At 63.9% G+C, this 26,103-nt stretch carries 25 protein-coding genes; 15 read left to right on the top strand and 10 right to left on the bottom strand.

The window, feature by feature from the left end; all coding sequences use genetic code 11:
• Positions 1-31: 31 nt before the first annotated feature.
• Genes QFZ57_RS04645 through QFZ57_RS04615 form a run of 7 tightly spaced genes read right to left on the bottom strand, consistent with a single transcriptional unit; the run spans position 32 to position 7,269 of the window.
• Positions 32-1,147 carry a Gfo/Idh/MocA family protein gene (locus QFZ57_RS04645; RefSeq protein ID WP_306898344.1) on the bottom strand — a complete coding sequence of 372 codons (1,116 nt, stop codon included), beginning with the start codon at positions 1,145-1,147 and terminating at the stop codon, positions 32-34.
• Positions 1,132-1,830, bottom strand: a complete 699-nt coding sequence (locus tag QFZ57_RS04640) for a ThuA domain-containing protein (protein WP_306629277.1) — start codon at positions 1,828-1,830, stop codon at positions 1,132-1,134. Before QFZ57_RS04640 ends, QFZ57_RS04645 begins: the two co-directional genes overlap by 16 nt.
• 30 nt (positions 1,831-1,860) lie before the next feature.
• A complete protein-coding gene (locus QFZ57_RS04635) occupies positions 1,861-2,865 on the bottom strand; it encodes a sugar phosphate isomerase/epimerase family protein (RefSeq protein WP_306629276.1) in 1,005 nt (334 codons plus the stop codon).
• Positions 2,866-2,898: 33 nt separating this feature from the next.
• Positions 2,899-4,089: a Gfo/Idh/MocA family protein gene (locus tag QFZ57_RS04630; RefSeq protein ID WP_306898341.1), complete on the bottom strand. Its 1,191-nt coding sequence runs from the start codon at positions 4,087-4,089 to the stop codon at positions 2,899-2,901.
• Between the two features lie 12 nt (positions 4,090-4,101).
• Positions 4,102-5,007 carry a carbohydrate ABC transporter permease gene (locus tag QFZ57_RS04625; protein WP_306629274.1) on the bottom strand — a complete coding sequence of 302 codons (906 nt, stop codon included), beginning with the start codon at positions 5,005-5,007 and terminating at the stop codon, positions 4,102-4,104.
• A gap of 1 nt (position 5,008) precedes the next feature.
• Positions 5,009-5,944 carry a carbohydrate ABC transporter permease gene (locus tag QFZ57_RS04620; RefSeq protein WP_306629273.1) on the bottom strand — a complete coding sequence of 312 codons (936 nt, stop codon included), beginning with the start codon at positions 5,942-5,944 and terminating at the stop codon, positions 5,009-5,011.
• Positions 5,941-7,269 carry an extracellular solute-binding protein gene (locus tag QFZ57_RS04615; protein ID WP_306898335.1) on the bottom strand — a complete coding sequence of 443 codons (1,329 nt, stop codon included), beginning with the start codon at positions 7,267-7,269 and terminating at the stop codon, positions 5,941-5,943. Before QFZ57_RS04615 ends, QFZ57_RS04620 begins: the two co-directional genes overlap by 4 nt.
• A 237-nt stretch (positions 7,270-7,506) precedes the next feature.
• On the opposite strand from QFZ57_RS04615, the gene QFZ57_RS04610 reads away from it, so the two are divergent.
• Positions 7,507-8,550, top strand: coding sequence for a LacI family DNA-binding transcriptional regulator (locus tag QFZ57_RS04610; protein ID WP_306629271.1), 1,044 nt, complete (start codon positions 7,507-7,509; stop codon positions 8,548-8,550).
• Positions 8,551-8,566: 16 nt separating this feature from the next.
• Here the strand turns inward: QFZ57_RS04610 and QFZ57_RS04605 are convergent, their stop codons facing one another.
• Positions 8,567-9,310: a FadR/GntR family transcriptional regulator gene (locus QFZ57_RS04605; RefSeq protein ID WP_306629270.1), complete on the bottom strand. Its 744-nt coding sequence runs from the start codon at positions 9,308-9,310 to the stop codon at positions 8,567-8,569.
• A 167-nt stretch (positions 9,311-9,477) separates the two neighbouring features.
• Between QFZ57_RS04605 and QFZ57_RS04600 the strand changes: the two genes are divergently transcribed.
• The 7 genes from QFZ57_RS04600 (at position 9,478) to QFZ57_RS04570 (ending at position 16,459) form a co-directional block, all read left to right on the top strand.
• Positions 9,478-10,683, top strand: coding sequence for an ABC transporter substrate-binding protein (locus QFZ57_RS04600; protein WP_306629269.1), 1,206 nt, complete (start codon positions 9,478-9,480; stop codon positions 10,681-10,683).
• A gap of 161 nt (positions 10,684-10,844) precedes the next feature.
• Positions 10,845-11,666 (top strand): carbohydrate ABC transporter permease, encoded by an 822-nt coding sequence (locus QFZ57_RS04595; protein ID WP_306629268.1) that lies wholly within the window; start codon positions 10,845-10,847, stop codon positions 11,664-11,666.
• Entirely contained in the window at positions 11,663-12,499 is an 837-nt protein-coding gene (locus QFZ57_RS04590; RefSeq protein WP_306629267.1) for a carbohydrate ABC transporter permease, read from the top strand. The genes QFZ57_RS04595 and QFZ57_RS04590 overlap by 4 nt, the downstream gene beginning before the upstream one ends.
• A gap of 11 nt (positions 12,500-12,510) precedes the next feature.
• Positions 12,511-13,698, top strand: a complete 1,188-nt coding sequence (locus tag QFZ57_RS04585; protein ID WP_306629266.1) for a mandelate racemase/muconate lactonizing enzyme family protein — start codon at positions 12,511-12,513, stop codon at positions 13,696-13,698.
• Positions 13,699-13,797: 99 nt separating this feature from the next.
• Positions 13,798-14,724 (top strand): aldehyde dehydrogenase family protein, encoded by a 927-nt coding sequence (locus tag QFZ57_RS04580; RefSeq protein WP_306898328.1) that lies wholly within the window; start codon positions 13,798-13,800, stop codon positions 14,722-14,724.
• Between the two features lie 71 nt (positions 14,725-14,795).
• A complete protein-coding gene (locus tag QFZ57_RS04575; protein ID WP_306898327.1) occupies positions 14,796-15,266 on the top strand; it encodes a hypothetical protein in 471 nt (156 codons plus the stop codon).
• Entirely contained in the window at positions 15,263-16,459 is a 1,197-nt protein-coding gene (locus tag QFZ57_RS04570) for a fumarylacetoacetate hydrolase family protein (RefSeq protein WP_306898325.1), read from the top strand. The genes QFZ57_RS04575 and QFZ57_RS04570 overlap by 4 nt, the downstream gene beginning before the upstream one ends.
• A 176-nt stretch (positions 16,460-16,635) precedes the next feature.
• On the opposite strand, the gene QFZ57_RS04565 is transcribed toward QFZ57_RS04570, so the two are convergent.
• On the bottom strand, positions 16,636-17,802 hold the full coding sequence (locus QFZ57_RS04565) for an endo-1,4-beta-xylanase (RefSeq protein WP_306898322.1): 1,167 nt from the start codon (positions 17,800-17,802) through the stop codon (positions 16,636-16,638).
• Positions 17,803-17,990: 188 nt separating this feature from the next.
• Here QFZ57_RS04565 and QFZ57_RS04560 point away from each other — a divergent pair, with 188 nt between their 5' ends.
• On the top strand, positions 17,991-19,019 hold the full coding sequence (locus QFZ57_RS04560; protein ID WP_306898320.1) for a LacI family DNA-binding transcriptional regulator: 1,029 nt from the start codon (positions 17,991-17,993) through the stop codon (positions 19,017-19,019).
• Between the two features lie 98 nt (positions 19,020-19,117).
• Positions 19,118-19,849, top strand: a complete 732-nt coding sequence (locus QFZ57_RS04555; RefSeq protein WP_306898318.1) for a polysaccharide deacetylase family protein — start codon at positions 19,118-19,120, stop codon at positions 19,847-19,849.
• 100 nt (positions 19,850-19,949) lie between these two features.
• Here QFZ57_RS04555 and QFZ57_RS04550 read toward each other — a convergent pair whose 3' ends face one another.
• Positions 19,950-21,056, bottom strand: a complete 1,107-nt coding sequence (locus QFZ57_RS04550; protein ID WP_306629259.1) for a LacI family DNA-binding transcriptional regulator — start codon at positions 21,054-21,056, stop codon at positions 19,950-19,952.
• 181 nt (positions 21,057-21,237) lie between these two features.
• Here QFZ57_RS04550 and QFZ57_RS04545 point away from each other — a divergent pair, with 181 nt between their 5' ends.
• The 5 genes from QFZ57_RS04545 to QFZ57_RS04525 all read left to right on the top strand — a co-directional run bounded on the left by QFZ57_RS04545 (position 21,238) and on the right by QFZ57_RS04525 (position 26,051).
• Entirely contained in the window at positions 21,238-22,086 is an 849-nt protein-coding gene (locus tag QFZ57_RS04545) for an ABC transporter substrate-binding protein (RefSeq protein WP_306632427.1), read from the top strand.
• A gap of 122 nt (positions 22,087-22,208) precedes the next feature.
• Complete coding sequence (locus QFZ57_RS04540; protein ID WP_306629258.1) at positions 22,209-22,997, top strand: amino acid ABC transporter permease; 789 nt, start codon at positions 22,209-22,211, stop codon at positions 22,995-22,997.
• The gene (locus QFZ57_RS04535) at positions 22,994-23,797 is read left to right on the top strand and encodes an amino acid ABC transporter ATP-binding protein (RefSeq protein ID WP_306898314.1); all 804 of its coding nucleotides are present in this window, start codon (positions 22,994-22,996) and stop codon (positions 23,795-23,797) included. Before QFZ57_RS04540 ends, QFZ57_RS04535 begins: the two co-directional genes overlap by 4 nt.
• Positions 23,797-24,855: a Gfo/Idh/MocA family protein gene (locus QFZ57_RS04530; RefSeq protein ID WP_306898312.1), complete on the top strand. Its 1,059-nt coding sequence runs from the start codon at positions 23,797-23,799 to the stop codon at positions 24,853-24,855. Before QFZ57_RS04535 ends, QFZ57_RS04530 begins: the two co-directional genes overlap by 1 nt.
• A 74-nt stretch (positions 24,856-24,929) precedes the next feature.
• Positions 24,930-26,051, top strand: a complete 1,122-nt coding sequence (locus tag QFZ57_RS04525; protein ID WP_306898309.1) for an NAD(P)/FAD-dependent oxidoreductase — start codon at positions 24,930-24,932, stop codon at positions 26,049-26,051.
• Positions 26,052-26,103: the final 52 nt, after the last annotated feature.

Here is a 26,103-nt window from a genome sequence, read left to right as displayed (position 1 = left end):
TGCAACCGGCGGCGCGGTTCCTGTCAGCCGGTTACTGGGACTGCAGCGCGTCCGCCTGTTCGGCCAGGACAGTAAGCGTGACGCTTTCCGGCCGTTCGACGGTGCTCTGGATGGACACGGCTGTGCCCTTGTGCGCGGAGTCGAGGACGGATTCCATGACCTCCAGGACGTGGTAGGCCAGGGCACCGCCCGCCCGGGGCTCCTTGTCCGGCTGGGTGGCGGCCAGGTCGGCGATGCCGAATCCGCGGCCGGAATCGACATACCCTGCGGAGGCGGGCAAAGTTTCCCAGTCCTCGGCGCCGAGGGAGAACAGCTGGACGTCGCCGTCAAAGTGGTTGGGATCCGGGACCACCAGGGACCCGCGCTCGCCGTGGATCTCGATGTTCGGCGACTTCGACTTCACGGCATCGAAGCTCATGAACAGGGTGGACAGCGCGCCGGAGGCGTGGACCAGGACGCCGGTCACGTGTGAATCGATGGTGACCGGTACCTTCTCACCCTGGCGGGGCCCGGAGCCGATGGTGCGTTCATCCCGGGTGTGGCTGGCCGCGCCAAGGACGGAGACCACCGGCCCCAGCAGGGTTACGAGGGCCGTGACGTAGTAGGGGCCCATGTCCAGCAGCGGGCCGCCGCCGGGCTGGTAGTAGAAGTCCGGATTCGGGTGCCACCGCTCGTGACCCGGGGTCACCATGGTTGCCGACGCCGAAATGGGGGCGCCGATGAGCCCGTCGTCGATTGCCTTACGTGCGGTCTGGATGCCGGTGCCCAGGACGGTGTCGGGAGCACAGCCGACGGCGACGCCCGCCGCCCGCGCTGCGTCCAGCACCTGGCGCGCCTCGGCAGTTGTGGCGGCGAGGGGTTTCTCGCCGTACACGCTTTTTCCGGCGGCGATCGCTTTCAGTGCCACGTCCGCATGCGCGGCCGGAATGGTCAGGTTCAGCACCAGTTCCACGTCGTCGGCCGCGAGCAGTTCGTCCACGGAGAGGGCGCGGACGCCGTCGTAGTCATCCGCCACCGCCTGGGCACGTGCCGGATCCAGGTCCGCCACGGCTACCAGCTGGATCTGGTCCAGCCGCCGGAAATTGGCGAGGTACTGGACGATGATGGCTCCGCAGCCAATGATTCCGACTTTCAACGGCTTGCCCACAGCAGGCCCCTTTCGATGATGGTGCGAACGTTCCGGTCCTGGAGGATTTCCACGCGGTGCCCCGGGGTGGCCACGAAGATGCGGCCCTTGCCCCACTGGCGGGTCCAGATGGCAGGGGAGGTCACTTCCCGGTTCCACGGGTCCCACTCGCGGACCTTCTGGGTGGTGGTGGCCAGGACGTCGATGTAGTCGTCCGAGAGGACCCAGTACTGCTCGGTGACCAGGTCAAAGTCCTTGATGCCTTTGGTGATGGGGTGTTCCGCGGCTGCGGGGAGCATGTTGACGGTGTAGGGGACGTAGTTGTCCGACTGCTCGCCGGTGCGCTCGTCCGGGTGCTTGCCGGGGTGGCAGGCGAACTGGCCGCCGATCAGGTGGAGGTAATCGGAGTTGTTCCGGTAGGAATCGGCGATGCCGCCGTGCCAGCCGGCCAGGCCGGTGCCGTTTTCCACGGCTGCCCGCAGCCCGGCGAACTCCTCCTTTTCGATGGTGGTCATGGTCATGCACTGCATGATCAGGTCCACGCCTGCCATGTATCCGGCGTCGGCGTAGACCTTGGGCGATTCCTCCACCCGGACGTCGTAGCCGTTGTCCTTGAGGAAGGGGATGAAGAGCTCGGTGGCTTCATAGGGCTGGTGTCCGTCCCAGCCGCCCCGGACCACGAGGGCTGTTTTATTCTCGGTCATGAAGTGGTTCCTTAATGTAGGGCGCTGGTTTCAGCGGCTGGAAAAAGCTGCGTCGAAGGCGGCGGCCGGCGGGGCGATCCGGGCCAGGTCCTGGACCATGGCCAGCGCCTGCGGGGCGCCGACCAGGCGGTCCATGCCGGCGTCCTCCCACTCGATGCTGGTGGGGCCTTCGTAGCCGATGGCGTTCAGCGTCCGGAAAATCCGGTTCCACTGCACGTCCCCGTGCCCCGCGGTGACAAAGTCCCAGCCCCGCCGCGGATCTGCCCAGGCCAGGTGCGAGCCGAGACGGCCGTTGCGGCCGTCCAGCTGGCGGACGGACTCCTTCACGTGCACGTGGAAGATCCTGTCCGCGAAGTCCTGCAGGAACATCACGGGATCTAGGTCCTGCCAGATGAAGTGGGAGGGATCGAAGTTAAGGCCGAAATTCTCCCTGTGGCCGATCGCCTCAAGGGTCCGTTTCGCCGTCCAGTAGTCGTAGGCGATTTCGGACGGGTGGACTTCCAGGGCGAACCGGACACCCTCCTCATCAAAGACGTCCAGGATGGGGTTCCAACGGTCCGCGAAGTCCTGGTATCCGGCGTCGACCATTGCCTGGGACGCCGGCGGGAACATGGCCACAGCCTTCCAGATGGAGGAGCCGGTGAACCCCGTCACGGTCTTGACGCCAAGCCGTGCGGCCGCACGGGCGGTGTCTTTCATGGCTTCTGCTGCCCGGCGGCGAACTCCTTCAGGCTCGCCGTTGCCCCAGATTTCTGCTGACAGGATGCCCTGGTGGCGCTCATCGATGGGGTCATCGCACACGGCCTGGCCGGTCAGGTGGTTGGCGATGGCGAAGACCTTGAGGTTGTTCTTCTCAAGGATGTCCAGCCGGCCCTGGAGGTAGTTGTCGTCCTCCGCGGCCCGGCGGGGGTCAAGGTGGTCGCCCCAGCAGGCAATCTCCAGCCCGTCAAAGCCCCACTCGCCGGCGAGCCGGGCCACCTCCTCAAAGGGAAGGTCGGCCCATTGCCCGGTGAACAGCGTGATTGGTCGTGTCATGTGTGTTCCTTGGTTGCTTGAAGCTCGGTGCGCTCAGACTTTTTGCCACTGGCTGGCATTTGCGGCGCTGGACTCCACTGCCGCGAGGACCCGCTGCACCTGCAGGGCATCGGCGAAGGACGGTTCCGGCTGGCGGCCTTCGCCGATGGCCGTGACCAGGTCCACCACCTGGTGGGTAAAGCCGTGCTCGTAGCCCAGGCCGTGGCCGGTCGGCCACCAGTGTCCGACGTAGGGGTGCTCAGGCTCCGTGACGAAGATCCGGCGGAAACCGGCGTCCGGGGACTCGGCTGCGTCATAGAAGGACAGGACGTTCATGTCCTCGAAATCAAAGGCGAGGGAACCCTTCGTGCCGTTGACCTCCAGCCGCATGGCGTTCTTCCTGCCCAGGGCGTAACGCGTTGCCTCGAAGACGCCGATGGCACCCGCGGACGCGCCGCCGTCGAACTTTGCGCTGAAAATGGCCGCATCATCCACGGTGACCTTCCCGCGTGGGGAGTCGCTGCTGAGGTCGCCGTGGCCGCCAAGGCCCACCAGGTCGCCGGCAAGCGGACGCTCCCGGACAAAGGTTTCCAGCATGGCCGATACCCCGCTGATGTTTTGGCCCGTGACCCACTGCGCGGCGTCGATGCTGTGGGCTCCGATGTCGCCCAGGGATCCGGAGCCGGACTTGCTCTTGTCCAGCCGCCAGGTCATGGGGGCGTTGGCGTCCGAGAGCCAGTCCTGCAGGTACTGGGCCCGGACATGCCGTATTTCGCCGAGCCTGCCTTGTTCCACGAACCGCTTGGCCAGCGCCAGTGCGGGGGTGCGGCGGTAGCTGAAGCCGCACATGGAGAACACGCCATGCTTGGCGGCGGTCTCGGCAGCCAGCGTCATCCGCTCAGCTTCCTCCACGGAGTTGGCCAGCGGCTTCTCGCACAGCACGTGCTTCCCGGCTTCGAGGGCGGCGATGGCTATTTCCGCGTGGGTGTTGCCGGGTGTGCAGATGTCGATGAGGTCGATGTCGTCGCGCTCGATCAGGCGCCGCCAGTCTGTCTCCACGGACTCCCAGCCCAGTTTGTCTGCCGCCGCGCGAACGCCGTCGGCATTCCTGCCGGCCACCGCGGTGAGCTGTGGCTGCAGCGGCAGGTCGAAGAACCGTGGTGCCGTGCGCCAGGCGTGGGAGTGGGCGGCACCCATGAAGGCGTAGCCCACCATCCCCACGCGCAGGGGTTTGGTCCCGGTCATCGGGGTTCCTTTCTACTTGCTGAAGCCGGCCGTCAGGCCCGCGAGGAGCTGGCGGCGGCCGATGACGTAAAGCACCAGGATGGGCAACGTACTGAGCATCACGGAGGCAAGCACGGCCGGGATGTTGACGCTGAACTCGCCCTGGAAGGTCCACAGGCCCAGGGGCAGGACCCGCAGGCCCGGGCTCTGGGTGAGGACCAGGGGAAGCAGGAACCCGTTCCAGACATGCAGGCCGTTGTAAATGGCAACGGTCACGATGGCCGGGCGGGTTAGGGGCAGGGCGAGCCGCCACATTGTCTGCCACTCGCTGCAGCCGTCCAGCCGCATGGACTCGAACAGCTCGTTCGGGACATCACGAATGAAGTTGGACAGGATCAACACCGTCAGCGGGATGGCAAAGGCGATGGATGGCAGCATCAGGGCCAGCAGGCTGTCATACAGGTTGAGCCGGATGATCATGAGGTAGATGGGGATAATCGTTGCCTGAAGCGGGATGGCCAGCCCCATGAGGAACATGCCGTTGACCAGCTTGAGGAACCTACCGCTGCCGCGGACGATCGCGAACGAGGCCATGAAGGAGATCAGCACGGTGGGAATCACGGAACCGAGCGTGACGATGGCGCTGTTCATGAAGTACGTTGCGAAATCCTTCTCCAGAACCAATTGGTAGTTCTCCAGCGTCGGTGACGTGGGCACCGCGAGGGGATTCTGGCCGAAGTAGCCGGCCTGGGTCTTCAGGCTGGTGATGACCACGTAGTAGATCGGCAGGATGATGATGGCCAGCCAGATCCAGCCGCCCAGTCCTCCCGGGATGTTGAGCCGGCTCAGCCGTTGGCCGAGGCCCCGCTTGGGCCTTGAGGCGTTGGTGGGGGAGCCGGCGGCAGCCTCCTCCGTGCTGCTTTTCAATACGGTGCTCACCCTACAAACCTTCCAATTGGCTGCCCTGCTTGTCCTTGCCACCAAGACGCTGGAGGAACAAGGCAAGTGCAAGGCCAATGATGACGAGAATGACGGCGATGACGCTGGCAGGGCCCATCAGGTTTGCCCGGAAGCCCCGCAGGTACATGTCCAGCGCCAGGATCCGCGTGGAGTTTCCCGGTCCGCCGCCGGTGAGGACGAAGATCAGGTCGAAGTAGGTCAGCGAACCCACCACCATCAGCGTGGACGACGTGATGATGGTGTACTTCAGCTGGGGGAGGGTGATGTGGAAGAACTGCTTCACGGTCCCCGCTCCGTCGATCTGGGCTGCCTCGTAGAGAGACTTCGGAATCTGCCGCACGCCGCCTTGGTAGATGAGGGTGTGGAACGGGACGAATTGCCAGGCGATGACAAAGATGACCAGGCCGAGCGCCAGGTGCGGCACCCCCAGCCAGTCCTGCGCCAGGAACGGCAGCCCCAGTCCGGTTGCCAGGCCGAAGTTGGGATCCAGCAGGGCCTTGAAGGCGATGGCGACAGCAGCGGATGAGAGCAGCAGGGGCAGGAAGTACAGCACGGCCAGGGCGGCCCGGTAGCGCTGGCTTCCGGCCGTGAACACCCCCAGCAGGAGGCTGATGGGGGTTTGGACCAGCCAGGAGACGATCATGATCAGGAACGTCAGGCCCAGCGCGTTGTAAAGTACCGGATCCGCAAACACGGAGAACCAGTTGTCCATGCCCGCTGCCCCGATGGCACCGATGCCGTCCCAGCTGGTGAAGCTGAGGATGAGCACACCGGCCAGCGGGATGACGGCGAACACCACGAAGAAGAACAGCGCGGGAAGCGTCAACCACGCCAGGGCGGCCTTGCGCTGTCCGGCGTCCCTGGATTCACTTCTCCTGGCGGCTGCCCTGGGAGCAGTGGAGACGGCGTTACTCATTTCCCGAGGGTGCCGTTCATGTTCTCGGCGAACTGCTGCGGCGTAATCGACTTCAGGAACAGCTGGTCGATGTTGTTCAGCAGGGCCTCGGCGGCCGTGGGGCTCAGCGCCTGGTCCCAGGACTGCTGGAAGGTCGGGGCGTTCTTGGCCATGTCGTAGACGAAGTTGAGGAAGTCCTTGTCCGCGGAGCTGTTCAGCTTGTCTTCGATGCCGTTGACGATGGGAACGGAACCGGAGTTGATGTAGGCATCAATGACCGTGTCGGTCAAAATTCCGTCCTTGAAGAACTTCTTCGCCGTCTCCTTTTCCTTGTCAGTGGCCTTGGAGGAAATCGACATGTACGAGGCGGGGTTGCCAACGCCGTTCTTGGGATCGCCCTTGCCGCCTGCGACAGTGGGGAAGCTGACGAAGCCCAGCTTTCCGTCCTGGACGAAGTTCTGGCCGTTCTTCTTCATGCCACCATACGTCCAGGAACCATGCAGCATCATGGCGGCCTTGCCCGTGAACAGAAGTGCCTGGTCTGCGTTGGAGTCCGCCGTGATGGAGGAGAAACCCTTGATGAAGCCGTCCGCCGAGACGAGTTCCTGGATTTTGGTGCCGGTCTCGATCACGGCAGGGTCCATCCAGGCATTCGGCTTTCCTTCGAAGATGGCCTTGAAAACGTCGGGGCCGCCAATCCGGTCGAGCAGGTATTCGAGCCACATCATGGAGGTCCAGCGCGACTGCCCGCCCAGGGAGAAGGGGGCCACTCCCATGCCGTTGAAGGTCTTGACCAAAGACATGATGTCGTCCCAGGTCTTGGGCGGCTGCACGCCGGCCTTTGCGAAGAGTTCCTTGTTGTAGAAAAGGACGATCGGGGCGACGTACTGGTTGGGCAGTGCGTAAATCTTCCCGTTGATCGTGGCTGCACCGAAGGAGGCCGGGAAGAACTTCTTCTTCAGGTCCGGGTTCGCGTCAAACCAGCTGGTCAGGTCTTCCACCTGGCTGGCCTCGGCGTAGGTCTTGAGTCCACCGCCGCCCCAGCCGTAGATGATGGTGGGCGCCTGGCCGGCGCCGATCGCAGTCTTGATCTTGGTCTTGTAGGCGTCGTTCTGGAAATAGGTGACAGTGATTTTGTCATTCGGGTTCGCCGAGCTGAACGCATCTGCGGCCTTCTGCATGGTGGTCTGGTTGGGCTCGCCGGACAGGTACCACATGCTGGCTCCCCCGCCGCCGCTGGAGGCGCCGGGACCGGACGTCCCGCAGGCGCTGGTTGCGGCAACGGCAAAGGGAGTAAGGGCAGCGAGGGCGAGGAAAGAGCGCCGCGAGGTCTGGGATTGCTTCATTGCTTCTCCATCTGAAATTGCATCGTTGCAAACATTTAGGGGCGGATCACCTAGTTACTAGGTTCGAAACATTTCGATCCATGTAATTTGGGTCACGGTCTAAACTAAATGCGTTTGCTGGCCGGGTCAAGAGCAATCCGGTCGAAATTTCTCGAATCCCCCGGGTAGTGTCCTTGACGGGCGTGCATTCGGTTCCCCAGAATGGGATCACAAACTTTCGAAAGGTTGCGAACCTTCATGCCCACGAAGATCCCCGAACGGACCAAACCGACGCTCGCCACCATCGCGCGGCAGGCAGGGGTTTCGGCGCCCACTGTTTCGAAGGTGGTGAACGGCCGGGAGGATGTTGCGCCCGAGACCAGGGCCCGGATTCTTACTGCACTGGAGCAGGCTGGGTACCAGTCCCCTGTGCAGCGCCGGGCAGCAGCGGAAAGCGGGACTGTTGTTGAAGTGGTCATCGACGTGCTCGACTCCGCCTACACGATCCAGGTCCTGAATGGCATCCTGCAGTTCGCAGCCGGTGCCGACGTCGAAATCCTGGTCAGCGTGACCGGCCAGTCCACCCCGGGACGGCACACTCCGGAACGTCGTGCCCAACGGATACTGGAAAATGGCAGGGCCGGGATGATCGTGGTCACCTCGGCCTTCAGTGAGGCGCAGCTGCATGCGTTTCGGCGGCGCCAGATTCCCGTCGTCGTCATCGACCCGCTTAATCCGCCCTCAGCTGATGTTGTCAGCGTTGGAGCCACCAACTGGGCGGGTGGCAAGGCGGCCGCCGAGCATTTGCTGGGATTGGGGCACCGGCGCATTGCCTACATCGGCGGCATACAGGGTGCCGAATGCAACCAAGCGAGGCTGCATGGGTACATGGCTGCCCTGATGGCTGAAGGTGTACCGGTGGAACCGCATTACATTGTTTCGGGCGGCCGGTTCCGGACCGAGAGCGGAGTCAACGGACTCAGGGCCCTGCTTAAACTTGACCGGCGGCCCACGGCGATCTTCGCCGCAAGCGACACCATTGCCCTGGGTGTCCTCAGCGAGGCGCGGCGTCATGGAATCAGGATTCCCGAAGACATCAGCCTCATTGGCTTCGACGGCACCAACCAGGGCGAGCAATCGGTGCCGTCACTAAGCTCCGTGGCGCAGCCCCTCGAGGAGATGGGACGGGCGGCACTGAGGTCACTCCTTCGCCAGGTGCGCGGCGAGGTCCTTGATTCCCACAGGGTGGAACTTGCCACCCAGGTAATCGTCCGCGAATCCACCGCACCTCCCGCTGGCTAACCTGTGGCATGGCGTCCTATCGCGCCGCCGGTTCCGAAGTACTGATCGCGGAGTGGCCGATGGGTTCTTCAAAGACCGGTTCGCCGCTGCTGAGGTCCACGTCTGACTCCCGAATGGCAAAACGCATGGCGGCTTCGGCAGCTTCCGGATCTCCCGCCACCACCGCATCCAGCACCGCCTGGTGGTCCGGAACTGGATCAAGCCAGTCCGCGCCGGGATGGTGCTGGATACGATTTCGCGCATTGAGGGCGTGCACAATAACCACGTCCAGGCGCATCATCAGTTCGTTGTGCGTCGCCCGCAACAGGTTGATGTGGAAGTCCTGGTCTGCCGCTGCAAGCCGTTCAACATCGTGCCCTGCCTTCGCAAACTCCTCGAATGATCGACTGAGCGCCGCAATGTCCTCAGGCTTCCGGTACTGGGCGGCCAGTTTCGCCGCGGCCGGTTCAATGACGTCCCGCAACTGGGACAGTTCGGCCAACAGGCGATCATCGTCCCGCCGCGCGGAGCGCCGCCACATGATGACATCACTGTCGAGCAGTTTCCAGGCCGCGCGGTCATTCACAATGGTCCCCCGCTTGGGCCATGAGTCAATGAGGCCCTTCTCGCGGATGACACGCAGTGCCTCCCGGATAGCCGTCTTGCTCACTCCGAATTCAGGCTCGAGCGAGTCAATGTCAATGCGGGCGCCAGGGGGATAGTCGCCGCGGACTATTCGGAGCCCGAGCATGTCGACGAGTTCCGAGTGGAGGTTGGTCATAAGGCCCACTCTACCGTCCCAGAAGGACACTATTGCCTTTATACCTATTATTAGTAATATACGTTTTGATGTGATCAATCACACCTCCCGCCGCGTACAAAGGAGTAGCAATGCCATTACGTTCATCCCGAGCTGCGAAGGCGCTATCAGTCCTCGCCGTCCTGACTGTGGGCGCGGGCACTCTGGCGGGTTGCTCGTCAGAACCTCAAGGCTCTTCCGCAACGCCGCAGCAGGCCACGATTACGTTCGCCGCTTCCACGCTCGGTGATCCCGGCCGCGGGCCAGGGCTTCAGAAGCTGATCGATGAGTACAACTCCAGCCAGCACGTCGTTACCGTCCAGCCTGCATCCGTGCCGTATCCAACCTTCGGCCAAACCGTATTGACCCAGATGGGTGGCGGTGAAGGTCCGGACCTGGTCCGCTTCGACATGCCTGAGTTCTCCACCGCAGCATCCTCAGGCCTGCTCGAACCGCTGGACGACAAGATCGACGCCCAGAAGCTGAAGTTGATTCCCGGCCCCGACAAGTACCTCACTGTTGATGAACACCGCTACGGTGTGATCTTCGAGAACTCGAACTACGGCATGTTCTACAACAAGGACCTCATTCCCCAGGCTCCAAAGACGTTCGAGGAGTTTGTCCAGACAGCCAAGAACACAACAAAGGGTGACGTCTACGGGCTTGCTTTCCGCCAGACCCAGGCCGAGGAAGCGGGCGTTTGGCAGGATATCTTCAACTACGTGCTTGGTTTCGGCGGCGACTGGTCTGATGGCGGCAAGCTGACCATCGACTCGCCGAAGGTAATTGAGGGCTTGAAGGCGTACCAGCAGCTCTACGACGCGAACGTCATCCCGAAGGGTGCCGACGCCGCGACGTTCCGTAAAATGTTCGCCAACGGCAAGGTCGGAATGGAGCTCAACAACGGCGGCTATGTCACCGCTACGAAGTCGGCCAACGCGAACCTCAACTTCAGTGTCGCCCGCATCCCGTTCCCTGAAAAGAAGCAGGGGGCCTTGCTGGCACCGATCACCATCAACGCAAACAGCAAGCACAAGGACGCAGCGCTTGACTTCATCAACTGGCTGCTCAAGCCCGACCAGCAGGTCAAGCTGCAGGAAGTCCTCGGCGCCAGCAGCGTAGCCACGCCGACCGAGCGCAGCGCCGAGAGCCTGCAGAAGTTTCCGTTCCTTCCGGTCCTCGATGAGCTGACCGAGTCCGGCGTGCCACAGATCGTCAAAGGGTTCGGTCCGCAGACCGCCGACATCCGGCACATCGTTGTAAGCCAAGTTTTGGCCGCACTGCAGGGCCAGCAGGACATGGCTACTGCGATGGAAAAGGCCCAGAAGCAGGCGGAGGAGCTGGTCGGGCGATGACAGACCGCAGCCGGGGACCGCGCGTCTTGACGCGGTCCCCGGGGCTGGCCGGGCAACCAACCCCAAATACCAACCGACGCGTTGCGCCCCGACGCCGGAGGAGCCCTGCAGGCAGCCGGTGGACTCCCTACCTTTTCCTTGCTCCTGCCGCCCTCTACATAGTGGTTTTCCAGCTGGTCCCGCTCCTGCAGGAGGTCTGGCTCAGCTTCACCAAAACAACCCTGCTCAACCCAAACCTCAATGTCTGGGTTGGGATGGCGAACTTCCAGTCCGTCCTGGCGAACCCTTCATTCCGGCAAACGCTGCTCACCACGGTTATCTACGTCGCAGCCTGCGTCGTAGGTTCCGTGGGTTTGGGCCTGCTTGTGGCCCTGCTGCTGAACGGGCGGTTCCCGGGCCGCGCGGTTGCGCGTTCGCTCGTAACCGTGCCCTGGGCAGCGCCGGGGATTGCAGTTGCACTCATTGCGACTTGGATGTTCAACCCCCAGTTTGGGATCCTCACACGCACGCTGCGCGGAATGGGGATCGACCCCGGTCCGAATGGTGTCCTCAACAACCCCCAGCTGGCGCTTGGGGCGATTCTGGTCACCACAATTTGGCAGTTGGTGCCGTTCGTAGCGGTCGTCCTCCTCTCTGCCCTGCAGGGCGTTCCCCAGGAGTTGGTCGAAGCCGCGCAGGTGGACGGTGCCGGACGCTGGATGACCTTCCGCGTTGTCACCTGGCAGGTCCTGAAACCGACAATCGGCTTGGTTGCCGTACTCATGACCATCTGGTCGCTGCGTCGGTTCGAGCTGATCTGGCTGATGACCCGTGGCGGGCCCCTTGGTTCCACGCGAACACTCGTAATCGATCTGTACGCCCAAGCGTTTGAGTCGAAGCAACTGGGGACAGCGGCGGCCATCGGCATGGTGGGCGTCGTCATCGCCATGATTGTCATCATCGGCGGTCGACTGGTGGCCAACGCGGCCGCGAAGGAGGCATGATGCACCGCATACGTCTTGGAGTGGCTGGCCGTACAATCGCCGTTCTCGTCGTCCTCGGACTCGCGATCTTCCCCGTCTACTGGATGTTCGTGACTGCCCTGTCATCGGATGAGGAGCTTTTTTCGTCCTCATCGGTGAACATACTCCCCAACTTTTCCCGTTTCGGCGTCTTCGCAGCGGCCTTGGCCGACGGCCAGGTAGTCACTTGGCTGCTCAACAGCTTGATTGTCGCCGCCGGAACAACGGTTCTGTCGATCGGTCTGGGTATCCCGCTCGGTTACGCCCTGTCCAGGTTCACCTTTCGCGGCAAGGCCGCTGTTGGCCTTGCGCTGCTGTTTACACAAATGCTTCCTGAAGCACTGCTGGTGGTTCCGCTTTTCGCCATGTTCCGCCGCTTCGACCTGCTGAATTCGCTGCACGGACTGATCCTCGCCGATACCGCATTTGCCCTTCCGGTGGTCTCTTTGATCCTGAAGGGCGCGATAGACGGCGTTCCACGCGATCTCGACGAAGCCGCCCGCGTTGACGGGAGCCGCCCGCCTACCGTCCTCGCCCGCATCATCCTGCCACTGATCGCGCCAGCTATCGCGGCCGCGGCGGTGATTGCCTTCTTCAGCGCCTGGAACGAGTACGTCTTTGCTGTCACGTTCGTGTTCGACAAGCCCCTGCAGCCCGCCTCAGTGGGGGTGGCGGGTTTTATCGGCGAGCAGGACACATCAATTCAAAGCATCATGGCCGTCGGTCTCTTGTTCACGCTGCCGGCCGTCGCCTTCTACCTGTTCGCACAACGATATGTCGTCAGCGGGATGACCGCCGGCGCTGTTAAGGGATGAGACTTCCGAATATGAAAATCACCAACCTCGACACTGTTGTCGTCGACTTTTACAGAACAAACCTCATCTTCGTTCGGCTGAGCACGGACTCTGGTCTCACCGGCATCGCTGAAGCAACTCTCGAAGGCCAGGAGCATGCAGTCCGGGGAGCCGTTGCCGTGCTCGCCGACGCTGTCCGCGGCAAGGACCCAACAAGGATCAGCCAAACGATCTACGAGCTGAACCGTGATGCCTACTGGCGCGGTGGTCCTGTGTCAATGACCGCTCTCAGTGCCCTTGAAATGGCCATGTGGGATGTCTCGGCCCGTGCCTTGGAGGTTCCTGTCCACCGAATGCTGGGCGGACAAGTCCGTGACAGGGTCCGGGCATACGCCAATGGCTGGTTTTCAGGTGCCAAAACGCCTGAAGAGTTTGCCGATGCAGCCGTACACACAGTTGCCCAAGGCTTCCGGGGACTCAAATGGGACCCGTTCGAGGCCGCGGACCTCACCCTGCAGGCGCGGGACCTGCGGCGAATGCTTGAACCCGTAGCGGCTGTGCGGGAGGCGGTGGGCGATGATGTTGAGCTCTTTATTGAAGGACACGGCCGGTTCGATGTCCCGACAGCCATCCGGGTGGCGCGTGAAATCGAGCAGTTCCAGCCGGTGTTTTTTGAGGAACCCTGCCCTCCCGACGGAATTGATTCCCTCCTGGAGATACGCTCGAAATCTCCAGTTCCGATCGCCGCCGGTGAACGGTGGATGGGACGGAACACCTTCGTTCCCGCCCTCGCCCGGAAGGCAGTGGACTACATCCAGCCCGACGTCACTCATGCCGGCGGCTTGCTGGAGCTCGCATTCATTTCCACACTCGCGGCGGCCCATTACATTCCGTTCGCACCCCACAACCCCAGCGGTCCGCTCAGTACCGCCGCAACCTTGCAGTTGGGCGCCATGCTGCCGAACTTCCGGTACCTGGAAATCATGGCGACGGATGTGCCTTGGCGGAGCGAGATCTCGAATGAGCGCCTGCAACTGACCGACGAGGGTGACATCCTCATCCCGGAGGGGGTTGGCCTGGGGATCGAACTCGACTTCGAGGCCATAGCAGAGCACCCGTACACGCCACACCCAATGCGCATCTTCACTGATGCCGTCGCCGATATCCGCCCGCCGGACGCCCGCTCCTACTTCAACCTCGAGCGCACGCCGGCCATCTGAGAGGAGGAGACAGGGGAGCCAGGGCCCCCGGCACCCCTGCCTCCTGCCCAGCAATGTATGGGAGTAAGCCAATGGTCCGCGGCCCGAAAGGAATTAGCGATGATTACGTCACGCGAAGAGACAGAAAACCGGATAGTTGCCGCCCATAAAGCGTATGAGCGCGCCAGGGGCCTTGAGCCTCGGGCGCGCGCGCGTTGGCTGGAGGCGGTGGCGTCCGCTTTGAGCACCCACGCTGACGAGTTGGTGGCACTGGGGCATGAGGAAACACATCTGGAGGAGGCGCGGCTTCGTTTTGAGCTGCGACGATCCGTCTTTCAGCTCCGGCTGTTCATAGCGGAAATCGTTCGCGGGGAACACCTGGGCGCGACTATTGACCACGCCGATCCCGCGTGGGGGATGGGTCCGAGGCCGGATATTCGGCGGGTTTCCGTACCGCTGGGGGTCGTAGGTGTTTTCGGCGCCTCAAACTTCCCGTTTGCATTCAGCGTAATGGGTGGCGACACTGCATCTGCCCTGGCGGCGGGATGTGCAGTGGTGCATAAGATCCACGGGGGACACCTTCACCTGGGCACACGTACCGGTGAGGTGGTACAGGAAGCCCTGGCACAGGCCGGTGCTCCCGACGGCCTTTTCTCGACGGTTGTCGGCCGGGAGGCCGCTGAACAGCTGGTGGACCATCCATTGGTCAAGGCCATCGGCTTTACGGGATCCACGGCCGGCGGGAGGACACTCTTCGATCGGGCATCCCGGCGCCCCGCTCCCATCCCCTTTTATGGCGAACTGGGCAGCATCAACCCTGTCTTTGTCACCGAGCGAGCGTGGAGTGCCAGGCGTGAGGACATTTTGGCCGGCTATGCCGACTCCTTCAGCACGGGGATGGGCCAGTTCTGCACGAAACCAGGACTATTGTTCGCCCCGGTCGACGACCTCGAAGAGGTAAGCGGGATCCTCCGCAAGGAACTGGCCCCAAGCCAGCAAGCCTCCTACTTAGCCCGAAGCTGCGGGAGGAATTCGACAAGGCGTTGAATTCCGTACGGTCAACGCCCGGAGTTGAAGTCATAGTGCCAGGGGACGATTCGGCGGCGCCCCGGCCGACGGTGCTGTTCGCCACTGCTGATGAAGTTTGGCAACGCCCGGAAATCCTGGAACAGGAGATGTTCGGACCGGCAACGCTTGTGGTCGGGTATCCGCCAGGCGCAGACTTGCCGGCGCTCGCCCGCCTGTTGGAGGGACAGCTGACGGCCACGGTGCAGGCAGACCCTGACGAAGATGTGGCGGAGCTGTTGACGGAGCTGCAGGAGCGCGCCGGGCGTTTGCTCTGGAACGGGTGGCCCACCGGGGTAACCGTAACGTATGCGCAAAACCACGGTGGACCTTACCCCGCTACAACCGCCACCACGACATCCGTTGGAACCGCAGCGATTGGCCGCTTTATGCGTCCCGTCGCCTATGACTCCTTCCCACCGTCGCAATTGCCCGAACCCCTTCGTGATGACAACCCCTGGGGGATCCGACGGCGGGTTGATGGTGTCTGGGAATCAGAAACCGAGAATGAGGACAACCCATGAGCAGCATGCGCCCACAGCACATCCTTCCGGCAGACCAGGGAGCTGGGGTTTTTGTGGGCCGCGTGTGGGACCCTGTTTCCCAAGGCCCAAGGGTGGTCTGTGTCCGGGGTGAAGAGGTTCTCGATCTCACCCCCGACGTCAGAACTGTTGCCGAGCTCATGGATCACCCCAACCCCGTGGATCTCGTTCTACAGACGACCGGCGCCCCGCGCTGGGAGCTCGCCGACCTGTTCGAAGCCTCCTTGGAGGATGACCGGAGCCGTCCACGCCTGCTGTCTCCGGTGGACCTCCAGGTGATCAAAGCCTGCGGAGTGACGTTCGTGGAGAGCATGATCGAGCGGGTCATCGAGGAACGGTGCGGCGGTGATTTCAACCGGGCGGCTGAAGTCCGCAGGACCGTTGCCGGGGCTCTTGGGGGAAGCCTGGAGAGCCTGCGACCCGGGTCGGAGGAGGCGCGGGAGGTTAAGAAGGTGTTGTCGGCGCAGGGGATGTGGTCCCAGTACCTCGAGGTGGGCCTGGGCCCCGACCCCGAAGTGTTCACCAAAGCCCCGGTTCTGTCCTCCGTGGGTTTTGGCTCGCCCGTGGGCATCCCGGGCTTCTCCTCCTGGAACAACCCCGAGCCTGAACTCGTCCTCATTGCCGACTCTGCCGGGAAGGTTCGGGGTGCAACCCTGGGAAACGACGTAAACCTCCGGGACGTGGAGGGCCGCAGCGCACTCCTCCTGGGCATGGCCAAGGACAATAACGCATCCTGCGCGATCGGCCCGTTCATTCGGCTCTTCCACCAGGATTTCTCGCTGGAGTCCCTGCGGACGGAGGAAATCACCCTCACCGTGGAAGGAACGGACGGCTACCGGCTGGAGGGCCGCAACAGCCTGGCGCGCATCAGCCGTCCTTTCGAGGAGCTCATCGGTGCCGCCCGCGGCCGCCACCACCAGTACCCCGACGGCTTCGGCCTCTTCACCGGCACGTTGTTCGCTCCGAACCAGGACCGCGACGCCGAAGGCCTTGGCTTCACCCACAAGCCCGGCGACGTCGTCACCATCAGCAGCCCGCTGCTCGGGGCCCTGGTCAACCGGACTCACAAGACCGAAGACATGGAGCCGTGGACTTTCGGGATCAGGGCCTTGTTCAGTTACCTGGAACGGAGCGTGCCAACACCTTCAAGAGGTTCCCGGGAGATGGGGGAGTAGTTGCGTGATCGCCGGCTCGGATACCGTCTAGAATCGCTTGGCGCTCGGCGAGTGGGTCTGTGTCAATCCTGGACCGTCAGGTCAGCCTCAATAACGGCAGGTGAGTGCAGGTCAGCCGCAGCAAAGCGGCCCGGAGCCTTTCGGCGCCGGGCCGCTTTGTCAGTGCTCGGAATTCGCTACTGCTGGTACGCGGGGTGGTGGCTGTCGCGCTGCTCTCCGCCGGGGTTTGCCTTCAAGAGGGTGGACTGCAGTGCGTAGTACGACGGCTTGCGGGTGTAGTCCTCCCACATCACGGTAGCCTCACCTTCCTTGGGGAAGAACACCGGGACCCAGGAGTATTTGTCGTTAAAGCCCCAGATGGTGAACGACTTGCAGTCCTCGACGTTCAGGCATGCTTCGAGGGCCCGCTGGTAGTAGCTGGCCTGCTTCTCCAGCTGTGCCGCGGTGGGCTTGGTTCCCGCCGGAACGTCCATCCGTACGTCGATCTCGGTGATGGATGTTTCCAGTCCCAGATCGTTGAAGCGCTGGAGGTTGGCCTGCAGGTCTCCGGGGAAACCGTAGCGTGTGCTGAGGTGCCCCTGCACCGCGAAGCCGTCCACCTGGACGCCTGCGGCCCGAAGCTGCGGAATGAGCGAAAGATAGGCGTTGCTCTTCGCGTTGACGCTTTCCACGCCGTAATCATTAAAGAAGAGCTTGGCGTTCGGATCCGCTTCGTGCGCCCAGCGGAAGGCGTCGGCGATGATCTCCGGGCCAAGTTCCCGGATCCAGATGTTGTCCGTGGTCCTGAGGGTGCCGTCTCCGTTGAAAATCTCATTGGCTACATCCCACTGCTGGATCTTGCCTGCGTACCGTCCAACAACGGTACTGATGTGGTCCTTCAGGATGGAACGGAGTTCGTCCTTGCTGAAGTTGCCCTGCTCCAGCCAGGCGGGGTTCTGGCTGTGCCAGAACAGCGTGTGGCCGCGCACAACCTGGCCGTGCTGTTGGGCGAACTCGACGATGGCGTCCATCTCGGTGAAGCGGTACTGGTCCCGCTGCGGATGGATGAATTCCCACTTGGCCTGGTTTTCGGGGGAGACGGAGCTGAATTCCGCGGCCAAGACCTCACGGTATTGCTGGTCATAGGTGAAGGGGTTGGGGTAAGGCATGTTCTCATGATGTCCGCCGCCGGCAACTGCGGTGCCGATCCGGAAGCCCTTTGGTGCCGCCCACCGCAGGGTGTCCTGCTTTGCAAGGCCTGGGGGCTGCTGGTTTTCGTTCCCGCCTGCGGAAGCAGGCAGTGCAGTCGGGAGGACGAACGTCGACGCCAACAATGCGCCGGCGACAAGTTTTGCAACCTTCATCAAGAGCTCTCCTTTGAGGTACGGGGTATGGCAGCAGCGATGCGCTGACCGATACCTTCCGGAAATTTCCGGAAGGTATCGGTTGAAGCGTAGGAACATTCCGGAGAGAACGTCAAGGGTTTTCAGAGAAAGTGTCCAGCTTTGCCGGCCGGACAAGGCCTATACTTGCAGCGGACCAGGAGGAATGCGTGCAGGAAGCCCAGCGCCCGGCAGTGACGATTTCGGCCATTGCCGCCGAAGCGGGCGTGTCAGTGCCCACTGTTTCCCGCGTCCTTAACGGCCGTTCGGATGTTGCGCCGCGAACCCGTGAGCGCGTTGAAACCCTGCTCCGGGACCACGGCTACCAGCGGCGAGGAGTCCGCCCGGAAGGCCGTTCCGGCCTCATTGACCTGGTCTTCAATGACCTGGACAGCCCTTGGGCCGTGGAGATCATCCGGGGGGTTGAGGAGGCGGCGAATGAAGCCGGCGCGTCAACCGTGGTTTCGGCAATCCATCGCGGGACCAACCCGGCGTCCACCCGCCAGTGGCTGGACAATGTCAGCGCCAGGGCGAGCGACGGGGCCATCCTGGTAACCACCGACCTCGACTCGTCCCTGCGTGCCGAGCTGCAGCGCCTCCAGGTTCCCGCCGTCGTCGTCGATCCTGCCGGCGTGCCGGATCTTGACGTCCCCACCATCGGCGCCACGAACTGGACCGGTGCGGTCGGGGCAACGGAACACCTCACCGGAATCGGACACCGCAGGATCGGCTTTGTTGCGGGCACGCCGGGCCTGTGGTGCAGCCGGGCACGTTTGGACGGCTACCGGGCCGGTCTTGACGCTGCGGGAATCCCCTTCGATGCCAGCCTGGCCATTGAGGGCGACTTCGACTACCAGTCAGGGTTCCGGGCGGGATGGAAGCTGCTGGAACTGCCCGAACCCCCCACCGCCGTCTTTGCCGCCAGTGACCAGATGGCGCTCGGAGTGTACGAGGCGGTCCGCAAGAAGGGCCTTCGGGTTCCCGAGGACATCAGCGTGGTGGGCTTTGACGACCTTCCCGAGGCCCGGTGGGCCTCTCCTCCCCTCACCACCGTGCGCCAGCCCTTGGCCGAGATGGGAAAGCTGGCCGCACGCACTGTGCTCAGGATGCTCCAGGGCGAAGTCGTGGAAAGCCCCCGCGTGGAACTCTCCACGAGGCTGGTGGTGCGCGAAAGCACCGCTGCACCCCATGGGGCCTGATCCACCCGCTGCGCACTCTTGACGTGGCAGCGGAGGCCGCTCTACGCTGGGCCAATTCCGGAAACTTCCGGAACTTCAGCGACTTCAGTGAGGCAGCGATGAAATTCCCAATACGACGCCCGGCAGTTGTGCGCACGGCGGTATTGCCCATATCTGCCACCATGTTGGCGTTCGGCGCAGTCATCCCCGCGAGCCTTGCCGGCGCGGCGCCTGCCCGGGCCGACCAAGCGACCACCGAGATTGTTGATTCCACCCGACATGAGGGCAAATACGTCAGCCTGACCTTTGACGACGGCCCCGACCCCGTCAACACGCCAACATTGCTGGCCGTTCTCAAGAAGCATCACGTGAAGGCAACCTTCTGTCTTTGGGGGGACCACGTAAAACAATATCCGGAGATCGTTCGCCAAATCGCGGACGCGGGACACCTGCTGTGCAACCACACCATGCACCACGACGACATGGGCAACTGGAGTTCCGACGCCATCAGGGCTGATCTTGAAGAGACGAGCGCCGCGATCCGTGAGGCGGTTCCGGAGGCCGAGATCAACTACTTCCGGGCGCCCTATGGAAGCTGGGGCCAGACACCGCAAGTGGCGGCGGACATGGGAATGCAGCCCCTGGGTTGGGCCACCGCCATTGGAGACTGGGAACCGCCGGGAACGGCGGAGCTGGTTCGGCGCCTGAGGGAAGGCATTACGCCCGGAGGCGTCGTGTTGATGCATGACGGCGGTGGAGACAGGGCCCAGACCATTGAAGCTGTTGACCAGATTATTCCCGAGCTGAGGTCAGAGGGGTGGCGCTTTGACAAGCCCGCCCGCCGCGGCTGACCTTTCCGGGCGGAAAGTAACGACTACCCACTCTGGACCTCGGCGCATCCCAAACGGCGCCTGCTGGCGGGTTTTGACGCTTCGCAGTGAATTCCGGCAGTCAGTTGAGCGTGGCCGCCAACTCCTCCTGCGTCGGCTCCTGGCCCGTTCGCCGCGCGCCTACTGACCCGCGGCGCACCAGGGTGGCCGTGAACTGGGCCGGGGCGGCGGGCGGCAGGCCCTCCATCTGGCGGATGAGCGCCTTGGCCGCTGCCACACCCATGTTGTACACGGGCTGGGCGATGACGGTCAGGGGCGGGGTGGTGAGCCGGGTCCAGGCGAAGTCGTCGTACATCAGGAATGAAACATCGGCCGGAATGGAGAGGCCCAGTTCCTGGATGGCTTCCACCACACCGAGGGCGATCAGGCCGTCGGAGGCAACCACCGCAGTGGCCTGGTCCGGGCCCCGGAGCACCTCCCGCGTGATGCTGCGGATGGAGTCGGCGTCGCCGGCATTCAGGCGGACCAGGTCCTCCGGAAAAGGCAGCCCTGCCGCCGTGAATGCCTGCCGCATCCCCTCGAGACGGTCCGCAATCTGCGATGACTCAAGCGTCATACCGGGGGTGTAGGGCACGTCAGTCCTCAGTGTGGAGATGAAGGCGATGCGGCGGTGCCCGGCGTCGAGCAGGTACTGCGTGGCTTCCAGGGAAATCCGTGCCATGTCCACGGCCATGGTCTCCACCTGCAGGTCCCCGGCGGTGCGGTCGATGAAAACCAGGGGGCGCCCGGAGCGGTGCACCTCCTGCAGGTGTTCGGTGTCCACAGAGGACGCCGGAGCCACAATGAGGCCGTCCACACGCTTGTCCAGCAGGACCCGGACGGCGTCCACTTCCGCCGCGCGGTCCTCGTCCGTATTGACCAGGATGACGTTGTAGCCGGCCTTCTTGGCGGTGTCCGTGATGCCCCGCGTGGCCAGCCCGAAGTGCGGGTTTTCGATGTCGCCCACCACCACGCCAATGGTGTGGGATTTCCCGGTGTTCATGCTGCGGGCAAGCTCGTTGGGGCGGTAGGACAATGTCTCGGCAGCGGCCAGGACGCGCTCGCGCACTTCGTCGCTGACGGCCCCGTAATTTCCCAGTGCACGTGCGGCCTGGGCCTTGGAAACCTGGGCCGCCTTTGCTACGTCGGCAACGGTTACGTCCCGCCGTCGTGCTCCTTCACCGTTCATCTTCACCTTTCGACGGGGTATTGACGCCCCTTGTGACTTCGGCTACATTTCTATCAATCGATGTGAGTCCGGTCTCAATCCTAGGGTGTGAGACCGGACTCAACAAGAGCATCGGCGACTTTCTTCGGCGGCCCTGACAGCACCGCCTTCCCACCAACGATTGGACAACGCTGTGAAAAAGATGAAATTCCGCCCGGCCGGCATTGCCGCGGCAGCACTCGCGGGAGTCCTGGCACTCTCGGGCTGCAGCTCCACCTCGCCTGCCTCCACCACGGAGAACAACCCGTACGGCCTGATCCAGCCCGGCACCGTCCGCGTGGCCAGCCTGGGTGACTCCAAGCCGTACACTTTTGCCGACGCCTCCGGTAACTTCACCGGTTTCGACGTGGAACTCTTCAAGGACGTAGCCCACCGGGCCGGTGTGGACAACGTGGTCTTCACCGGACAGGACTTCTCCGGGCTTCTTTCCGCGGTGGCCAACGGCCAGTTCGACGCCGGTGTGGCCGCCATTGGCATCACGGACAAGCGCAAGGAGACCGTGGACTTCTCCGACGGCTACCTTGCCGGCTACCTGACCGTCATCACCACCAAAACCTCGGGCATCACCGGTACCGACGGCCTGGCTGGAAAACGGCTGGGCGTGGTCCAGGGAACCCTCCAGGAGGCCTATGCGGTGAAGAACTTCACCTCGGCCAACCTGGTCCGCTTCCCGGACAACAACACCGCCATCGCCGCGGTGAACAGCGGTAGCGTGGACGCCCACTTCCTGGACTACGAGGCCGCCAAGGCCTACCAGGAGCAACACGGCCTGGTCAGCGCCGCGGACATCCCCTCCTTCGACGCCCCGGCCGGGTTCGCGGTGGCCAAGGGCAAGACGGCGTTCAAGGAGGCCCTGAACAAGGGGCTCGCCGCAGCCATGGAGGACGGAACCTGGAAGAAGCTCTACCAGAAGTGGTTCCCGGGCTCCCCGATGCCGGAGCAGTACCTGCCCAAGGCCGAGCAGACCGCGTCGCCGGCGCCCAGCAAGTAAGCCCAGGCAAGTAGGCGAAGGCAAGTAAGCGTCCAGCAAACAAGCCTTCAGCCGCCTGACCGGACGGGCCGCAGCGCGCGGCCCGTCCGGAACCTCCACACAATCTACGTCTGAGAGCAACCATGGACTGGCTCAACACCATCATCCGAACCTTTCTCGACTTCGGCGCAATGGCCGAGGTCCTGCCCCAACTCCTGGCGGTCGGCCTGCTGAACACGCTGATCATCTCCATTGCCGCCACCGTCCTTGGCACGGTCCTGGGCATGGTGGTGGCCGTCATGGGCATCTCACCGTCCAAATGGCTGCGGGTACCTGCCCGGATCTACACGGACCTCTTCCGGGGCCTGCCTGCCATCCTCACCATCCTGCTGATCGGCCAGGGTTTTGCCCGCCTCAGCCAGTCGGTCTTCGGCCCCTCGCCCTACCCGTTGGGCATCATCGCGCTGAGCCTGATCGCCAGCGCCTACATCGGGGAGATCTTCCGCGCCGGCATCCTGAGCGTGGACAAAGGCCAGGGCGAGGCCTGCCGTGCCCTGGGCATGAGCTATGCCAAGTCCATGGCCCTGGTGGTGGTGCCGCAGGGCGTCCGCCGGGTGCTTCCGGCACTGGTGAACCAGTTCATCGCCATTGTGAAGGACTCCTCCCTGGTGTATTTCCTGGGCCTGCTGGTCACCGAACGCGAACTCTTCCGCGTGGGCCAGGATGCCGCCGTCCTGTCCGGCAACCTCTCGCCGCTGGTGGCCGCCGGCTTCTTCTACCTGGTGATCACCGTTCCGCTGACGCACCTGGTCAACTACTTCGACAACAAGTTCCGCACCGGCCGCCGCCGTGCAGCACCGCCCACCAGCGGCCTGAAGGAAGTCACGGAACTCGACGCGGCCTCGCCGCTCACCACCGGGAGCAACACATGAACACCCCTACCCCCACCACCAACAACACCGCCGCCCGCGCGGGCGCGCACGCCACCACGGACGCCCCGACATTCCATGGCTCCAGCCTGGAGCTGCGGAACCTCACCATGGCGTACGGGGACATCGAGGTACTGCGCAACGTCAGCCTCACCGTGGCCCCGGGCACCACCACGTGCATCATCGGGCCCTCGGGCTCCGGCAAGTCCACCCTGCTCCGTGGCGTCAACCGGCTCCACGAACCCAAGAGCGGTGACGTGCTGCTGGCCGGCGACAGCATCCTGGCGGCCAACCCGGACACCCTGCGCACCCGCATCGGCATGGTCTTCCAGCACTTCAACCTCTTTCCGGACCATACTGCCGAGGAAAACGTGGCGCTGGCCCTCTGGAGCGTCAAGGGAATGCCCAAGGCGCGTGCCATGGAACTCGCGCGCCGCCGGCTCGCCGAAGTTGGCCTCGCCGAACGGGCCGACCACCGCCCCCGGGACCTCTCCGGCGGCCAGCAGCAACGCGTCGCCATCGCCAGGGCCCTGGCCATGGAACCGGAAGTGATGCTCTTCGACGAGGCCACCAGCGCCCTCGACCCCGAACTGGTCAAAGGCGTCCTGAACCTGATGGCCGGCCTGGGCCGCCGCGGCATGACCATGCTCGTGGTCACCCACGAAATGGGCTTCGCCCGCAAAGTCGCCGACCAGGTGGTCTTCATGGACGAAGGCGAAGTCGTCGAAGCAGGCACACCAGCCCAACTCTTCGACAACCCCCGCAGCGAACGCCTCCAGCGCTTCCTCTCGGAGGTGCTCTGATGGGTGCTGACCCAACGGCAAAGCCCGCGGCAGCACCCATCCGGACCGCCGTCGTCGGCTATGGAATCTCCGGGAAGGTGTTCCACGCCCCGCTGATCGCTGCGGATCCTGATTACTCGCTGGACGTGATCGTCACATCCCAGCCGGAGCGTGCGGCGGAGGCGGCCCGCCTCTACCCGCAGGCACGGATCGTGGGGACACCGGAGGAACTGTTCGCCCGCGCGGCGGACCTGGATTTGGTTGTCCTGGGTACACCGCCGCACACACACTACGGGCTGGCGGCAACGGCGATCGCCCACGGCCTGCACGTGGTGGTGGACAAGCCCTTCGTGCCGACGTCCGCGTTGGGCGAGGAACTGATCAGCAGGGCGGCCGACGCCGGGGTGCAGCTGACGGTGTTCCAGAACCGCCGGTGGGATGCGGACTTCCTCACGCTCAAGAAGGTCCTGGCGTCCGGTGCCCTGGGGCAGGTCAGCAGCTTCGAATCGCGGTTCGAATGGTGGCGGCCCGAAGGTTTCGGAAACTGGCGGGACACGGTCTCCCTGGCCGATGGCGGCGGCATCCTGCATGACCTCGGAGCCCACCTGATCGACCAGGCCATCCAGCTGTTCGGACCCGTGGAGCGCACCTATGGCGAAACCGCCAACCGCGGGGCACATCCCGACGCCGCCGACACGGAGGCCTTCGTGTCACTGCTGCATACCTCGGGAGTCCGCACGCGGCTCTGGATGAACGGCATGGCTGCGCAGGCAGGGGCCCGGTTCCACATCCTCGGCTCCCAGTCCGGCTATACCAAGTGGGGCCTGGACGGACAGGAACCGGCGCTCGCTGGCGGAATGCCGCCGTCGGACCCTGCTTACGGCGTGGAACTCCAGGAGCGTTGGGGGCTCCTGGGCGTGGACGGGGCAACGGCTTCCGTTCCTGCCGAGCGCGGCGCCTACCCGCAGTTCTATGTGCAGCTGGCCACCGCCCTGCGCGGGAACGGGCCGCTGCCTGTCGATGCCGCCGAATCGCTTGACGTACTGAAAGTCATCGAGGGCATTCACGCCCTGGCCTGACTTCCCGCCAGATCCTCCTCCCCGGCGCATCGTTCGCGTCTTCCACAACCATGAACTTCATAGAAAGGGACACCATGTCCTCTGCAACAGCCACCAAGCGCGTCGCCGTCATCGGCGGCGGTATCCTCGGCGTCTCCACCGCGGTGCACCTGCTCCGCGAAGGTGCCTCGGTGATCCTGCTGACCGAGCGCGGCCTGGCAAGCGAAGCCAGCGGCCGCTCGCTGTCCTGGCTCAACTCCGCCGGCGAACGGTCCACCCCGTACCACCAGCTGCGGCTTGCCGGCGTGGACCGCTACCGGACGCTCTTCGCCGCGGATCCTAGCCGGGAATGGCTGCAGTTTGGCGGCGGCCTGATGTGGAACGCCGAAGGGCAGTGGGAGGCGACCGAGGCCCGGCACGCCTACGAAAAGTCCATCGGCTACGACTCCAAGCTGCTTGCCCCGGCCGAAATCGCCTCCGCGACCCCTGGAATCGACGCGGGCGCCGTGCCGGAAAACGCCATCTTCAACCCCGGCGAAGGCTGGGTCAGCCTGCCGGACCTGATCGACTTCCTCATGGAGGAGTTCCACGCCCGCGGCGGCGAACTGGTGCTGAACGCCGGCAAAGCCTCCGTCATGGTGGAGGGCGGCCGCACCACAGGTGTTGAGACCTCGGCGGGCGGGACGTACCCCGCCGACGCCGTACTGGTGGCCTGCGGCGCAGCGACGCCCGCCGTCGTCGAACCCCTGGGGGTGCATATCCCCAATGGCTCTCCCGTGTCCATGCTGGTGGTGACCAAGCAGGTGCAGCACGACGTGGCAGCCGTGATGAACACCCCCCGCGCAGCCCTGCGGCCCAACCCCGGCGGAACGTTCGCGCTGGACCACGACTGGTACGAAGAACAGATCACGGAGCACGCGGACGGCTCCTTCAGCGTCCCGGACGAGGTGGTGCAGGAACTGGCCGATGAGGCGTCCAAGCTGATTGCCGGCAACCCGGAACTCAAGCCCGCCTCCTGGAAGATGGGCTACAAGCCCATTCCCGGTGACGGCGAGCCGGTCCTGGGCGAATTGGGCCAGGTGCCCGGCTGCTTCGTTGCCTTCACCCACTCCGGCGCCACGCTGGGACTCATCGCCGGCGAACTTCTCGCCGGTGAGATCCTGACCGGCAGGAAGCACCCCTTGCTGGGCACCTTCCGGCCGGGCCGCTTTTCCTAGGCTGTACGGGAAGCTGTGCCGGGAAGAGGCGGGGCCGCACGTTTGACCAGTT

It is taken from the genome of Arthrobacter sp. B1I2 (assembly GCF_030816485.1).
In the GTDB taxonomy this organism is placed as follows: domain Bacteria; phylum Actinomycetota; class Actinomycetes; order Actinomycetales; family Micrococcaceae; genus Arthrobacter.
This window is presented reverse-complemented; position numbering and strand designations above follow the sequence as displayed.

Coding starts and splice junctions, on each gene's coding strand:
- QFZ57_RS04585 (WP_306629266.1), top strand. CDS start 12,511: ATGAAAATCACCAACCTCGACACTGTTGTCGTCGACTTTTACAGAACA.
- QFZ57_RS04615 (WP_306898335.1), bottom strand. CDS start 7,269: ATGAAGCAATCCCAGACCTCGCGGCGCTCTTTCCTCGCCCTCGCTGCC.
- QFZ57_RS04550 (WP_306629259.1), bottom strand. CDS start 21,056: ATGAACGGTGAAGGAGCACGACGGCGGGACGTAACCGTTGCCGACGTA.
- QFZ57_RS04580 (WP_306898328.1), top strand. CDS start 13,798: ATGATTACGTCACGCGAAGAGACAGAAAACCGGATAGTTGCCGCCCAT.
- QFZ57_RS04620 (WP_306629273.1), bottom strand. CDS start 5,944: ATGAGTAACGCCGTCTCCACTGCTCCCAGGGCAGCCGCCAGGAGAAGT.
- QFZ57_RS04570 (WP_306898325.1), top strand. CDS start 15,263: ATGAGCAGCATGCGCCCACAGCACATCCTTCCGGCAGACCAGGGAGCT.
- QFZ57_RS04635 (WP_306629276.1), bottom strand. CDS start 2,865: ATGACACGACCAATCACGCTGTTCACCGGGCAATGGGCCGACCTTCCC.
- QFZ57_RS04530 (WP_306898312.1), top strand. CDS start 23,797: ATGGGTGCTGACCCAACGGCAAAGCCCGCGGCAGCACCCATCCGGACC.
- QFZ57_RS04525 (WP_306898309.1), top strand. CDS start 24,930: ATGTCCTCTGCAACAGCCACCAAGCGCGTCGCCGTCATCGGCGGCGGT.
- QFZ57_RS04540 (WP_306629258.1), top strand. CDS start 22,209: ATGGACTGGCTCAACACCATCATCCGAACCTTTCTCGACTTCGGCGCA.
- QFZ57_RS04640 (WP_306629277.1), bottom strand. CDS start 1,830: ATGACCGAGAATAAAACAGCCCTCGTGGTCCGGGGCGGCTGGGACGGA.
- QFZ57_RS04590 (WP_306629267.1), top strand. CDS start 11,663: ATGATGCACCGCATACGTCTTGGAGTGGCTGGCCGTACAATCGCCGTT.
- QFZ57_RS04610 (WP_306629271.1), top strand. CDS start 7,507: ATGCCCACGAAGATCCCCGAACGGACCAAACCGACGCTCGCCACCATC.
- QFZ57_RS04630 (WP_306898341.1), bottom strand. CDS start 4,089: ATGACCGGGACCAAACCCCTGCGCGTGGGGATGGTGGGCTACGCCTTC.
- QFZ57_RS04605 (WP_306629270.1), bottom strand. CDS start 9,310: ATGACCAACCTCCACTCGGAACTCGTCGACATGCTCGGGCTCCGAATA.
- QFZ57_RS04565 (WP_306898322.1), bottom strand. CDS start 17,802: ATGAAGGTTGCAAAACTTGTCGCCGGCGCATTGTTGGCGTCGACGTTC.
- QFZ57_RS04545 (WP_306632427.1), top strand. CDS start 21,238: ATGAAATTCCGCCCGGCCGGCATTGCCGCGGCAGCACTCGCGGGAGTC.
- QFZ57_RS04535 (WP_306898314.1), top strand. CDS start 22,994: ATGAACACCCCTACCCCCACCACCAACAACACCGCCGCCCGCGCGGGC.
- QFZ57_RS04555 (WP_306898318.1), top strand. CDS start 19,118: ATGAAATTCCCAATACGACGCCCGGCAGTTGTGCGCACGGCGGTATTG.